Here is a 14277-nt window from a genome sequence, read left to right on the forward strand (position 1 = left end):
TTGTGGAACGGTCGAAAAGCCCAGCCCACAAGAAAATTTATGTTTGGTGCAACGAACAGGCGAACTCGTTGCTTTTCCTCGTTACCAGGCTCTTTCGGGTAAGGAGGAAAAACTGATAAAAAATGGTAACTTGGAGCTTATGCTAATAGCGCAGCATTTGTGGGAATTAATTTTATTTCTGATTATTCTAGTCGGGCCGATTCCCTTAAGCTTGTCTCTGGCCTTTGAGAATCAGAAAGAAAACAATAACTATTCATTTCCCCATTTTCTCCTTGTACTCCTGACGGGATGGAGTATTGCACAAGTTTGTATCGGCTTGATTTTAGGAAGTGCCGATCGCCTAAATATTGCTGCGGTGATTATAGCAGAAATTTTGATGGGTGCGATCGGCTTCATCCTGATTTATACAAAAAATCACAAAACTTTTACCTTCTCCGAGTGGCCGATTCCCCAGCTCAAGCAACCTCTGGCAAAATCCGAACGCCTAATTATTTTTGCCACCGCTATTGCAGGATTTTTGCTGTTACAAATTCTCGCAACCAAACCCACAACCAATTATGATTCATTGTGGTTTCACCTACCTGCGATCGCCAGATGGTATCAAACCCATTCATTTACCTTATTAGATGCGGCCGGAAATTGGATTTTTGAACAAGAACAAGCCCGAGTATATCCTTACAATTGGCACGTTTTATCTGCTTTGTGTGTACTCCCATTCCGAGAAGATTTTCTCGCAGCTTTTCCCCTGCTAATTGCGTGGGTACTTGAGGGAATTGCCGTTTATCTATTAAGCGTAAAATTTGGAGCAACCCGAATTCACGGTATGGCAGCAGCATCTTTAGTATTGACAGTACCGATGGTGCTCAACCAAGTTAACACTATTCACCCAGACTTACCGCTAGCTGCAATATTTACAGTAGGTTTGTATCTTGGTTTATCCTATCACAGCAGCCGATCGCACTCGGAACTCTCCCTATTTTTGGCAGCCACAGGAATGCTAGCCGGAATAAAAATCACTGGAATAGTCTATGCAGCATCACTTTTAGGAGGATTAGCAATATTAGAAATTAAAAGATTCGCGGTTAATAAAAAATCTACACCTGCTAATTTTAGGATTCGCCACTTTCTCAAACCAGTCTTGCTGTGCGGCGTAGCTTTTTGCTTGCTTTTAGGAGGTTTTTGGTATGCGAGAAACTTGCTGCAAATCAATTATCCTGTCAGCGAAGTCGGGGATATTAAAATTCCTTTAGAGCCTGTTCCCTTACCGCCTCCGGTACCTGGGCCAACACCTCCGGTACAGCAGCCGCCCGCTTCGCCACTTCTAAAGATTTGGCAAAGCACTTTAGCAGCTCAATTTAATCCCAGCAATTTTTCCCACTGGCAAACTGTCGGCTTACAAATTATCATTAGATTGCAACTGCCCTTTCTGGCGATCGCACTTCAGGTATTGGCAGCACCTCTTGCATTTATTCAGGGTAAAAGTAGAATAATTAATCAAAATAATATTATTTTAATTATACTTCTCGCCAGCACAGCAGTTCTGTATTTAATTACACCTTACACCTCCGGGACTGTCGGAGAGTCGATCGGTAAACTCAGCCCTATACTCGGTTTTAACCTCAGATACGGATTTCCCTTTTTAAGCGTACTCGCCATCGCCGCAGCAGCTACAGCAACTCTCTTGAAAACTCAAAACCAAGTTGTTCTGGCAGTGGTTTTGATTAGCGGTTTTTGCGGAATTATTAGCAACAAAATTTTTGATTATATTAAAAATGCTTCTTTCACCGGAGATAGTATTATTTGGGGGAGTTTGTTGATTGATAATTTTAAGTCTAATCCAGTAGAAGCTATTAATAGTATCTGGAAAATATTAGCTCCGAGTTGGCAAGATATATTGCTAGATCCGATATTTTATATTGTGTCACTGACTCTGGCTGCGAGCTTGTTGAAAATAAATCCAAGCTTCGGATGGCTGAATCAACTATTTCCAAGTCGCAAAAAATCAATTTATATAGTAATAATTGCTGTGTGCATAGGATTGATAGTAATTGGTCATTGGAGGGAGAAGCGAGATTTTGCACGCACCGAACTGTATCGCGGTATTTACGAATATATTGATAAAAATACACTACCAGATGAAAGAATAGGCTTCTTTTTAAGTTCGCGCAGCTACCTGTTTTACGGGAGAAATTTGGACAGACAAGTTTTATATGTACCATTTAGAGCCGATCGACTTTCGGCATGGATTGACAACCTGCGGCAAAATAAAATTAGGACTGTGGGATTCGGGCCCCTGACTGAGACAAACGCAGCTACCAGAAAATCTTTATCTTGGCTGACAAGTGCTCAGGGCCCGCTGCAACCAGTTTTCGGTAAAGATTTTAATACTGAGTCGGTGCTATATCGCTTGAAAAATTAAAAGTTATTAGTTACCATGAACCAAGCTAAAACTCTATTTTCAATTATTGTTCCGACCTACAATCGCCCCGATAAATTAGCGGCGTGTATTCAGTCTTTTGTTGAAATTGAATATCCGCGCGATAAATTTCAAGTTATCGTGGTCAACGATAGCACCGAAATCTCTGTAGAAAATACAATTTTGCCTTTTAAAAATCAGCTAAATATCACACTTCTGACACAACCAAACTCCGGCCCTGCAACGGCGCGAAATACTGGCTCTTTTGCAGCAGAAGGCACATTTTTAGTGTTTACAGACGATGACTGTACTGTGGGGGTAGATTGGCTGCAAAATCTGGAAAAGCGATTTGTGGAAACACCAGATTGCTTAATCGGAGGTCGAACTGTAAACGCGCTGCCGGATAACATCTATTCTACTGCCAGCCAGCAACTGATCGATTACCTTTACAGTTACTATAATGCTATTGGCGATCGCGCGCAATTTTTCACTTCTAACAATTTTGCCCTTCCCGCTGAGGCTTTCCAAAAAATCGGCGGCTTTGACACGACTTTTTCTCTAGCGGCTGGAGAAGACCGCGAATTTTGCGATCGGTGGTTGCATTCGGGCAATGCCGCCATTTACGCTCCCGAAGTTATAGTCTATCACTCCCATGCACTAACTCTTCGCAAATTTTGGAAACAGCAATTCAATTATGGTAGAGGTGCTTTTTTGTTTCAGCAAATTATCTCGAAACGCGGGGCTAATGGGAAACTACAACATCCGTCATTTTATTTGAATTTGCTAACTTATCCATTTTTCCACGCACCGGGCTTTCAAAAGCTATTAATTGCTGCATTGTTTTTAGTTTCTCAGGCGGGAATTGCTGCGGGGTTGTTTTGGGAGAAAAACAATTTTGTTGAGGAATAGAGTGGGATTATTGAACCGCAGAGAACGCAGAGAACGCAGAGAGAGAATTAAGAGTTAGTAGGGTGCGTCTGTTTTTAGTCGTCAATTATTGATAAAATAATTCGCGGATTACGCACCCTACAACTACAAGTTTATTCTTTAGACCTCTTGCAAAAAAAATATGTGTTATCCTTAAAATTAGGCTCAAGTTTAAGTCAAACTTTGAATTATTGGGTTGATTGGCATCTCCTTAAACTTGCCCAGCCTGCTAGATTATAAAATTGGCTAAACTTTCCTTAATAGCACAAGATTATTGTGCAAGAGGTCTATTGTTGTGTAAGATATTTGGTCAGTTCTGAAACTTCACCAGCGCGTTGCCAGTCACCCTCTCCTCGCCTGACTTTTGTGCGAGCCGTAATTTTCTGAATCTCCCACAGTTGCAATGCGGTATACGGCCCCTCGGCTTTACCAGAGCGGAACACGTACCAGTTATCAACTTCGGGGGCTGCTAGTCTCGCAGGTCGCATCCGAGTTGCTCCAGCATCGGCACTCAGTTGATTGAGTTCTTGTTCTATTGGATTTGGAGCGGGTAAGTTTGTGGCAGCAGGCGATCGCGTTTTTGTTGGTTTCTGCTTTTTAGCTTTGGCAGCCAATTTGACCGCCCGCCGATGTCGAACCCACAAATCGTACTGATAAAGGTAGGGTGAGAGGAGGAGCATGCCGATCGGAATTAGATCGCGTCTGAGTACGAGAATGTTGCGCCTCAATAAATAAGTGTCGAACTCCGACGCTTCAGCTTTACTGGGAACTGGTAGCAGGTACGCTATTACCAAAACTGAAATGAGAAAAGCTACAAAGCTGACAATGAAAGCGTTCAGTCCTTCTCTCCAGTGTGACCGCTCTAGTCCAGTCCAGCGATCGGTTAGGTACTGGCGGACAGAGCTGAGTTTTGGGTGCGCTGGCAAATAAGTCAGTAGAAACTTCACTGTCGCTGCGATCGCCCAATGGAAAAAGGTGAATACAAACGGTACTGTAAGCCAAGCCCCAATGAAAATGACTAAAAAGTTGTCACCACTTTGGAGTTGAGATTTGACCAGGGCGGAGAGAATGTAGACAAGTCCAAAACCCCTTAACCATGAGATAGGATAAGGAAACCACGCGGGCCATGATGGAATTTTCATGAGCTTGCAATTAGGAGTTCGTTTGTGTAGTAGCTTTCAACCCCCGAGTTTTATCTTAGCAAGGTGCGCCGCGCGCACCCGAAGATTAAATAAATCCGTGTTCTGCTAAGAATTCTGGTGTAATTGTTCCCAAACTGTTGATTGTGGGGGTTTCTTCCCACGGTTCGGGATGGGATTTTGAGCCGCTGCGGAGAAATTTGGCGACATATTTACCCAGAATATCTGCTTCTAAATTAACTAAACTTCCTGGTTGCAAATAGCTGAGGTTTGTCTCACCAAAACTGTGGGGAATGACAGCAACTTCAAACCAATTGCCGTCAGCATCGCAATCTGCCACGGTTAAGCTGATGCCGTTGACGGCGATACTGCCCTTGGAAACGATGTAAGGTGCGATTTGACGTTGCCATCCCGAATTTGCTGCCGGTGGGGCAGTAAACCGCATCTCCCAAGCGTTGGCGGTTTGGGTTGAGGTTGCTAAAGTGCCGATCGCATCTACGTGTCCCGTCACGAAATGTCCCCCCAATTTGCTACCGGCGCGCAGGGAGGTTTCTAAGTTGACCCAAGCATCGGGGAATGCTCCCAAAGTAGTACGGCGCAGGGTTTCCGGGGAAGCGACGGCGACAAAACCTTGGGGCAGAACTTCCACCACGGTCAAACAGACTCCATCCACGGCTACGCTGTCCCCAATGGCTAAATCTTGTAAAATCTGGTAGGAGTTGTTTGATGTGCAGGAAATTTGGAAATAATCGTTGCCTAGCGACTTCAGCTTTCCGAGAGATTGAATTAGTCCTGTAAACATAAGTATTTTTCCTTAGTCGATCGCTTATTTACATCAAATCACAGGGACAAACCAGAGACAGGAGGTTTTGCCGTCTCCCTGTCCCCCGGAGTCAATCTAAAATCTAAAATCGACAGTCCCCGATCAGTTGCTGATTCAGGCGAAGATCAAGTCATACTGGATTTAGGTGATCTTTATGTCCAAGTTCTCTACTGCCTTACAGTTTCTTAATTCTATGAGGCCGATCGAATGATTGAAATGAAAGTCGCTGGAATTGCCTTAGATGCAGCCACGCGCAGTCCTATTGTCCTATTGAGAGACGCTACTGAGCGACGGGCTTTGCCTATTTATATCGGTCAGGAGCAAGCAAAGGCTATTATTAGCGCGATCGAAGGCCACAAGCCTCCTCGGCCCTTAACTCACGATCTGATGGTCAATTTTTTAGAGGCATGGAGTCTTACCTTGGAGCGCATAGTTATTCACTCGCTGCAAGATAACACGTTCTATGCCGTCCTGATCGTCCGTCAGGGAGAAGTTAAAAAAGAGATCGATGCCCGACCTAGCGACGCGATCGCCTTAGCCCTGCGAACGAACTGCCCCATCTGGGTGATGGAAGAAGTCGTCGCCGATGCTTCGATACCTGTCGATCGAGATGCTGATGAGGCCGAACGCCGGGCCTTCCGGGAATTTATCTCAAACCTCCGTCCAGAGGATTTGATTAAGAGAAGCGGCTTGGGCCCGGGCGAAACTTCCTAAACTTTATGCGCTATCGACGGTTTGGCAAAACGGAGTTGCACCTGTCGGTATTTTCCTTGGGAACCATGCGCTATTTGGCTTCTGAGGAAACTGCCTGTCAGACTGTACAACAGGCGTTGTCTCAGGGAATCAATCACCTGGAAACGGCTGCAGGTTACGGTTGCAGCGAGGAATATCTTGGCGCGGCCCTTTCGGCTGGTTTGTCGGTCGATCGATCGCGCCTTCACGTCACTACAAAAATTTCCCCAACGGAGGATGCAGCAGCTATGGAACGCTGCATCGACGCATCCCTCAAACGCCTGAATTTAGACTATATCGATTGTCTGGCAATTCACGGTTTGAATACTTGGGAACATTTGGCGATTGTGCGATCGACCACAGGCTGCATGGAAGCTGTACGCAAAGCCCTGGCCGATCGCCGAATTCGGCACGTCGGCTTTTCGACTCACGGGCCTCTGGATCTGATTTTGGATGCAATAAATACAGATTTGTTTGAATTTGTCAACCTGCATTACTACTATTTTTTTCAGCGCAACGCCCCGGCAATTGAACTCGCCAAAGACAAAGATATGGGCGTTTTCATCATTTCCCCAGCCGATAAAGGAGGGCAACTCTACACGCCCCCGGAAACTCTCGCACAATTGTGCTCGCCTTTCTCGCCCTTAGAGTTAAATTATCGGTTTTTACTTAGCGATACTAGGATTGGGACTTTGAGTGTGGGGGCGGCAAATGCGACAGAATTAGAGCAACCCCTGCAATATTGCGATCGCGACTTTCCCCTCACCAACGTCGAAATCGCTGCGTTCGATCGGCTAGAATCGGCTATTGCAGACACTTTGAAAACCGACAAATGCAGCCAGTGCTATGCCTGTTTGCCTTGCCCGGAAAACATCAACATTCCCGAAGTATTGCGACTCCGCAATCTCGCCGTCGGGTGCGACATGACTGACTTTGGCAAATACCGCTACGCCATGTTTGAAAATGCCGGACACTGGTTTCCCGGCAGCAAAGGCAACCGCTGCACCGATTGCGGCGAATGTTTACCTCGGTGTCCCGAAGAGTTAGACATCCCAACCTTGCTCAAAGATACTCACCAGCGACTTGGGGGCAAAGCAGGCAGGCGGTTGTGGGATTGAAAAAAAGGTGATGAAGGCAAAAGGCGATCGAGCTTATCTAAAGTTTTGCAATAATTAGGCTAAACTTTGGTTTAAGTAAATTTACGATACCGTCGCTCGAAAAATTACTTAGTCTGGCGACTGTCTGCTGGAGCATCCCGATTTTGCAAAAAGCGTTTTCACAGAAGTGCGATCGTCCTGTACAGCCAAGCCTACATATAAGCGCGAACACTCCTGTGGAAGCACCCATTTGGATTCTCGCAACACACTTTAAATAGATGCGACAGTATATGTAAAAACAACTCAATAAAAAAATCTGATTTAACAGCGAGAAACTGATTTTTTGGAAAATACCCCTGTCATTTTCTTACTCTGTTATACCTGACGATAGCGAAGAATTTTATGAAGATTGATTAACCGAACTCTATCTAAAATCTCAACTCTAAAATTGATTGTTTTCCAAATTAATTTATCGCCTGTTATCTACTACCGATTCATCTACTACTATGGCTCCAACTCAGTTAAAGGGCAGCAAGCCAAATTGTTCGCAGCCAACTAAAGTTGCCACTTCCGAAAGAAGAGTGAAAGCAGCTTTCAAGCCGTGCACCTATAACTTATCTGTTACCAGAAAACAGCTAATTGGACTGCTGGCGTTACAAACAATCTTGCCAGTCGGACTAACGGGAGCAGCACTTTGGCTAACATCGGCAGTTGGAAACAACGAACTGCAAAATCAAGCTAAATCAGAACTGAGCCTTAGTAAAATTAACTACAATTTCAAACTAGATCGCGCCGCCGACCGTTTGCAAAACTCCTCTGACAGCAAAACGATCGCCCAAACAGCCTTAGCTTACAACAGCGGAAAAAAAATATCAGATTTGCAAAAATCTGTCAAGCAAATTCTAGAAAATCAAGTCAAGACAGGGGAAATAGACAGCGCGGTCTTAGTTGGAAAAAACAGACAGATAGTTGTTAGCGTGAACCCCAACCAGAAGGAAAAAAGTTTTAACCTGCCAAAAATAGTCGATCGAGCATTTGGTGCAAAAAACCCCATTACAGCTACCGAAATCATTGCCAAATCCGAAGTTCAGGAACAATTGGGATCTTTGTCGCCCGGAAAGGTCGATCGCCCTGTGCTCGTCCGCTACGCAGCAATTCCCGTAAAAGATCCCAAAAATCAGACAGTGATTGCTGCTTTAGTCTTAAGAAAAATTATCAGCCAAACGTCGGCAGTCGCTAACAGCGAAACCCTCAATTTACAGGGTGGCGGATATCACGCTATCTACATACCGCTGGCTGACGGCAAATTTGTCTTGGCAGGTTCGCAAGCAGTTACAAAAAACCAACAGTTGCCAGACTTAAATTCAATAGACAAATCTCTCCTAAAATCTGCACTCGCCGCCGACGGCAAATTAGTCGCCGGAAACGTACACACAGGCAGTCAAACTCATGCAGTAGCTGCCAAGTCCCTCGGCAATTTAGCCGGAAAACCCGCAGCAATTTTAGTGCGATTCATCCCCACAACCTCGATCGAAACCTGGTGGGGCAACAACTGGCTGCTGGCACTGTCTGCTGCTGCCGTTGTCCCCTTCGCTTTGGCAGTTGCTGTCACCCGCCGGATTGCCAAACCCGGTAACTCGGATTTATCAACAGCAGAGGGGAATTGGGCCTTTAACTCCTCTGCCGAACCGCAGCAGCGAGCCCGGAATTTGGATTTAATTTATGACAATTTAAATTTAGGCGAATTTCCAGATTTATTCCCTAAAAAATCGAGTTTAAACGGTAAATTAGCGGTCGATTTTCGATATAAAAAAAATCCGGGCGCTCTCCCGTTAGCGAAGCCCTCGAAGAGGATCGCAAATCCCCAGACCCCGCTCGCTTTCCAACCCCTAGAATTGGCAGAAAACTCCGTCTCAAATCAGTCGCGGCACGTAAATACAGAACTAGAAAAAAGTGCGATCGCCTTAAATCTAGTCCAGGAAGCTTGGCAAGACTTAAATCGCCTCAACTTGGAATTGCAGCCAGAAATACTGGATCGCCAAAACACTCAAAAAGCCCTGCGAAAGAGCGAAGCACTGCTGCAAGCGATTTTAGACAACTCAACAGCAGTAATTTACATCAAGGATGTTGAGGGAAAATACCTGCTCACCAACCGCCATTTTGACAATTTGTTCGACATCGCCAAAGAGCAAATAACAGGCAAAACCGATGGCGATATTTTTCCCCAAGACAAAGCAGCAGCCTTGCGAGAAAATGACCTGAAAGTTATCGAATCCTCCTCGCCCCTAACCCTCGAAGAAATCATCCCTCAAGACGACGGCCCGCACACTTATATTTCTCTGAAATTTCCCCTCTGCAACTCCGAAGGTAAAGCTTATGCAGTCGGTACAATTTCTACAGATGTGAGCGATCGCAAACTTGCCGAACTCACCCTAGAAAAGGCCAAAGCAGAACTAGAAAGAGAAGTCGAACAGCGCACCCTATTCCTCCAACAAACCAACGAACTCTTGCAGTTTGAACTCGCAGCCAAAGTCCGGGGGGCGATCGCTGTCAGACAAATGAGTGCTCAGGTAGCCCGACACGCCAGAACAGTTGACGGGATTCTCGGCGCTTCTCTTGACCTAATTTTTCTAGTGGATCGATCGGGAAAATACACCTATGTCAGTCGCACCGCCGCTCAAGCTGCCGGCATGAACCCCAGAGAAATGATTGGCAAAACCTGGCAGGAATTAGGCTGGTCGCCAACAATTATGCAGCGAGTTCACCAAGAATGCCACGGCATATTTGCCACAGCCGAGCCCAAGAAAGGCGAAGTAATTGTCCCCACCGCAAGCTGGGGAACCCGCGACTACGAGTACATTCTCAGCCCGGTTTGTGCGACAGACGGCAGCGTCGAAGCGGTGGTGGCGACACTGCGAGATATCACCGAACGCAAAGACGCTGAGGAAGCGTGGCAGTTGGCCAAAGAAGCCGCAGAACTCGCCAACCGCGCCAAGAGTGCTTTTCTGGCAAACATGAGCCACGAGTTGCGAACTCCCCTGAATGCGATTATCGGCTACAGCGATATGCTGGTGGAAGATGCCGAAGAGTTAGGCAACTTACAGGTTGTCTCGGATTTAGACAAAATTCGCACTGCTGGCAAACACTTGCTGCGGCTAATTGACGACATTCTCGACATCTCCAAAATTGAAGCTGACAAGATGGAGATTTACCTCGAAAGCTTCGATGTTGGAGGCTTAATCGATGAGGTGTTAACAACTATCAAACCGCTCATGGATAAAAACGGCAATACTTTGCAAGTATTGACTTCTGACAATATCGGCGCGATGCACGGCGATTTGATGAAAGTGCGGCAGGTAATGCTGAATTTGCTCAGCAATGCTGCTAAATTTTCGGCAAATGGGACGATCGTGCTTACTGTCGAAAGAATTACCAGTGAAGAATTAAAAAATAAATATCAACCGAGAGTTGCTCAACTGTTAATTTTGGATGCAGAATTTTTAATTTTCCGAGTGACGGATACGGGCATCGGCATGACAAAAGAGCAGCAAGAGCGACTGTTTCAACCTTTTACTCAAGCCGACAATTCAACTACTCGCAAGTACGGCGGTACTGGTTTGGGACTGACTATCAGTCAGCGTTTTTGTCAGATGATGGGCGGCGATATTGAAGTTACTAGCGATTTAGATTGCGGTTCTACTTTTACTGTTTGTCTGCCTGCTTCATTGTTTAGGCGATCGGAATTTTAACATGACTTCAGGGGCGGGCTTTACCAATAATAAAAGCAAAAACAAACAATCTTATAAACCCGCAGCCACACAACACAAAATTGCCATGTACATCTTTTGCATATAATAAAATGTAAGGTTGATGTAGATTATATCCTATGCGGGGACGGGTTTTCTAGATGGCGATTTTCCTATATGAATGATTGGTAAAACCTGCACCTATAGAAAATATATAAAAAAGCAAACAATAATTATGAAATACGATGCTGATACCCGCAAGAATTGCATTTTGACAAAAAGTTTATTTTTGTTCCTGATTGCCGGTTCTGCGTGCTTCGGAGCCTTGCTGTGGCGACAATCTGCCGCATATTCCCAGCAGCCGAGCTGCCCGACTGGCAACGCTGCTAATTTGCCGTCGCCCCCGCTTTCGCAAACCGAAAAAAGTGTGCCGAGTCTGTGGTTAGCTCAAAAACTCTATGGCGGGAAATTGCTCGATCGCTGGTTTGTAGATCCAGGCAATACTTGGGTAATTATCATAGTTAACCGCCAACTTTGGAGTTTGCTCGATTATATGGAACGCTATCAGTTTGTCAACCGCTTTGGCACTGTTGCCAGCGAATACGGTTACAATGTGCGAGTTTGCAACCGTCAAGGCACGGCTTTGGCAGTTTATTCGTGCAAGGGCGATCGGCGCTTCTGTCGGATTGATTTAGAATCTCTCTCAAATCCAGGTATTCGAGGAAGGGTGAAAGGATTTTAGTAGGGTGCACCAGCAGCGAGTAATTTGATGAATAATGGATAAATCAAAAGCTGACGCACCCTACATTTTAACTTCTCACTACTTGCCTAGTTTCTTGCCAGAGCGATCGATATTGGGCAATCCCCGCATCCCCAAACGGCAGCATAAAGTCGCTAGCAGCAAGAATCTTAGCATCCGGCAACAACACAGAATTAGTGCGAACAGCTTCCGGCAAATCCTCCGGTTTCATGCCGACAATTATCGGCGAACTAGCCTTAGCCAGCAAAGATAATTGAGGAGCAACCCGAGGCTGCAAGCAAAAATCAATCCATTTTTCCACTAAAGAAACTGGATTGCCTGATGCTGGTTGTACCCACAAATCTGTCCAAAGTGCAGTTCCCGAAACTGGAATTACTAAAGCAATATCCTTTTGAGTTTGCAGCAGTGGGAGCAAGTCTCCAGATGAACCTACTGCCAACCAAGTATCGCCTAAAATTAATGGTTGCAGGTAAGCGTCAGAACTATAAAATTTAACTTGTTGGTGCAGATTTGCGAGTTCTTTTTTAAGATTTGGGACTCGATCTAATTGCTGCGTATTGTAAGATTTTCCGACTTTTTTTAATGTTAAACCGATAACTTCTCTGGCACTGTCCGGCAGAGAAATTCGCTCGCGCAATTCGACTCGCCACAAGTCTTTCCAATCTGTCGGAGTCCACCCCAAAGCCTTAAATTTGTCGGTTCGATAGGCAATTACCGTACTTCCCCAGCGGTAAGGTGCAGCCCACACTTTACCTTCAGGATCTAATTTACCCTCATCGTTGCGCCTGACGAGTTTTTGCCATCTTTCTGGCAATTGTGGCCAATTAGCAAACTTAGCAGGATCGATCGGCTTAATCAATTTTTGCCTAATTGCCAAAGTCAGCCAGTAATCTCCCAACATCACCAAGTTAGCTTGATTTTTTGATTGGGGAACCCGTTTCCACTCCTGCAACAGGGCGAATAATTCTTTTAATTGTCCTTCTTGCGTTACCTGCAAAAGCGGAGACGGTTGTACATCGCGGCTAAATTTGCTTACCAGTTGGGCCGGAATACCGTTTTTGAGCGATCGAATTTTGAGAATCGGCTTCGAGTCGCACCCTGCCGCCAATTGACTTAAAGTTAGGGTGGCGGCCCCCAATAGCAAAGACCTTCGTTTCACCTGTGAATCCGCTTTTCTAAATATTGACCGATCGTTTTGTGTTCTACAGCCCGGGAAATAATTGTTTGTCGAGTCCGGTAGTTGGCGCCGATTTGTCTTATTTCTTCCTCAAACACAGAGCCATTGTACTCGGTTCTGCTGCCAAAAGAGTCTGTTTTGCTCTTGCCCTGATTTTACCTTCTAGCTTGTCGATCGACCTTCCGATGCCGAAAACTCCGTCAACTTAACGGCTAATTTCTCTGTTCCAAGTTCCTTTGAGCCAGTTGTGTTCGCCAGCGGGGTCGATCGACTGTATCTGTGTTACATTTTTTAATATAACGAAATAAAGAGAGCGCTGCCATTTGCAGTTGGATGACGCTTTTTACACAACCGAAGTGAAAAATCCTTTTTAAGTCGGCGACAGCTTAATAACTAAAAAAACTAAAAATCCATTCATCTGAATCCTGAAAGCACTGGCGAGAGCGAAGTCAATCTAATAGGACGCTCTGCAATCCCACTCTCAGAAACCAGACGTTTTAACTCTGATTGAAGGCTTGAACGAAGTATAGGGGTTAACCAACTCGGTTCCTGTGTCCAAGACTATGTAAAACCTAAAATCTACAATCTACAATCGACTCACGAATGGCGATCGATTATCTTCAAGCTGCCTCCCTAAATCTACCGTCAGGATTGGGAACACAACAATTACGTCAAAAATTAAATAATTTAGTGATAAATCCAAGTTATGTAAAGATTTACCTAAAATATAAAGATATAAGTTACGAGCCAAAGGATGATTGTATGGAAGCGCTCCGCCAGCAAGTTACAGTATTGAGCCAACAAGTCGAGGCCCTCTACAAACTCATAGAAAACCTTAATGAAAAGCTCTTGGCGTCTGCCACGGAGACGAAGCTGACCCAGCAACAGAGAAACGATCGCTCTGGAACGGTAGGAAATGACAAAACCTCGTCCTATCCAAGCTACAGCAGTCTCGACGGCCTCCTCGAACACAAGGACATACTGTTAGATGACAGCTATTTCGACAAGAATTCTCAAAGCTTAGAAAAAGAGCTGAGTGCAGAGATTCAAATCCAGCGCTTAACTGCTCAGCTAACAGCAGCTTACAATCGAATTGCAGCCTTGGAAGAACAATTGCTCTCCAAAAGAATGCACTCGCAACATCTAGGCGGGCCTAATTAAATATTGCTAGCAGGGATCGGGTACTAATCAAAAAAAATACAAGTTGCGTTGCTTTATGCTCGTCTACTTATAGATTCATTGCATAGAGTTTTTTATCTCCCGCAAGTAGCAGGGGGGATACTGCATCAAAGCCAGATATTGTGTAGAAAACTATGTAAATCTGAGAGCATAAATGCTACAGAAAATGATATAATTATTCAGCCAAAAGGAAGCTGGGTGAGCAGCACAACCATGTTCGCAGCTAGAGTTCCGCATCTGAATTTTTAATGTTTAATTCCTAAGATTCGTGGACGCCCAGA

General features: G+C 45.1%; 11 protein-coding genes. 7 read left to right on the plus strand and 4 right to left on the minus strand.

Annotated elements, in window-relative coordinates; translation table 11 throughout:
- Window positions 1–46: 46 nt before the first annotated feature.
- Both QUA53_RS20140 and QUA53_RS20145 read left to right on the plus strand, forming a co-directional pair.
- Window positions 47–2419 carry a hypothetical protein gene (locus tag QUA53_RS20140; protein ID WP_333099452.1) on the plus strand — a complete coding sequence of 791 codons (2373 nt, stop codon included), beginning with the start codon at window positions 47–49 and terminating at the stop codon, window positions 2417–2419.
- A gap of 15 nt (window positions 2420–2434) precedes the next feature.
- The gene (locus tag QUA53_RS20145; RefSeq protein WP_333099422.1) at window positions 2435–3325 is read left to right on the plus strand and encodes a glycosyltransferase; all 891 of its coding nucleotides are present in this window, start codon (window positions 2435–2437) and stop codon (window positions 3323–3325) included.
- Between the two features lie 305 nt (window positions 3326–3630).
- Here the strand turns inward: QUA53_RS20145 and QUA53_RS20150 are convergent, their stop codons facing one another.
- Both QUA53_RS20150 and ribE read right to left on the minus strand, forming a co-directional pair.
- Window positions 3631–4485: a DUF4339 domain-containing protein gene (locus tag QUA53_RS20150; protein WP_333099423.1), complete on the minus strand. Its 855-nt coding sequence runs from the start codon at window positions 4483–4485 to the stop codon at window positions 3631–3633.
- Between the two features lie 85 nt (window positions 4486–4570).
- Window positions 4571–5284, minus strand: a complete 714-nt coding sequence (gene ribE, locus QUA53_RS20155) for a riboflavin synthase (RefSeq protein ID WP_333099424.1) — start codon at window positions 5282–5284, stop codon at window positions 4571–4573.
- 228 nt (window positions 5285–5512) lie between these two features.
- Between ribE and QUA53_RS20160 the strand changes: the two genes are divergently transcribed.
- From QUA53_RS20160 to QUA53_RS20175, 4 genes are all read left to right on the plus strand, one after another.
- A complete protein-coding gene (locus QUA53_RS20160) occupies window positions 5513–6019 on the plus strand; it encodes a bifunctional nuclease family protein (RefSeq protein ID WP_015176672.1) in 507 nt (168 codons plus the stop codon).
- Between the two features lie 5 nt (window positions 6020–6024).
- Complete coding sequence (locus QUA53_RS20165) at window positions 6025–7155, plus strand: aldo/keto reductase (protein ID WP_333099425.1); 1131 nt, start codon at window positions 6025–6027, stop codon at window positions 7153–7155.
- A 485-nt stretch (window positions 7156–7640) separates the two neighbouring features.
- On the plus strand, window positions 7641–10883 hold the full coding sequence (locus tag QUA53_RS20170) for a PAS domain-containing protein (protein WP_333249038.1): 3243 nt from the start codon (window positions 7641–7643) through the stop codon (window positions 10881–10883).
- Window positions 10884–11115: 232 nt separating this feature from the next.
- Window positions 11116–11622, plus strand: coding sequence for a hypothetical protein (locus QUA53_RS20175; protein ID WP_333099428.1), 507 nt, complete (start codon window positions 11116–11118; stop codon window positions 11620–11622).
- A gap of 67 nt (window positions 11623–11689) precedes the next feature.
- Here QUA53_RS20175 and QUA53_RS20180 read toward each other — a convergent pair whose 3' ends face one another.
- Together QUA53_RS20180 and QUA53_RS20185 are read right to left on the minus strand one after the other, a co-directional pair.
- Entirely contained in the window at window positions 11690–12799 is a 1110-nt protein-coding gene (locus QUA53_RS20180; protein WP_333099429.1) for an extracellular solute-binding protein, read from the minus strand.
- Window positions 12796–12915, minus strand: coding sequence for a hypothetical protein (locus QUA53_RS20185; RefSeq protein ID WP_333067056.1), 120 nt, complete (start codon window positions 12913–12915; stop codon window positions 12796–12798). Before QUA53_RS20185 ends, QUA53_RS20180 begins: the two co-directional genes overlap by 4 nt.
- Before the next feature lie 505 nt (window positions 12916–13420).
- On the opposite strand from QUA53_RS20185, the gene QUA53_RS20190 reads away from it, so the two are divergent.
- Complete coding sequence (locus QUA53_RS20190; RefSeq protein ID WP_333099430.1) at window positions 13421–13978, plus strand: hypothetical protein; 558 nt, start codon at window positions 13421–13423, stop codon at window positions 13976–13978.
- Window positions 13979–14277 lie beyond the last annotated feature (299 nt).

Origin of the sequence: Microcoleus sp. Pol12B3, assembly GCF_036701355.1 — a bacterium.
Lineage (GTDB): Bacteria > Cyanobacteriota > Cyanobacteriia > Cyanobacteriales > Microcoleaceae > Microcoleus.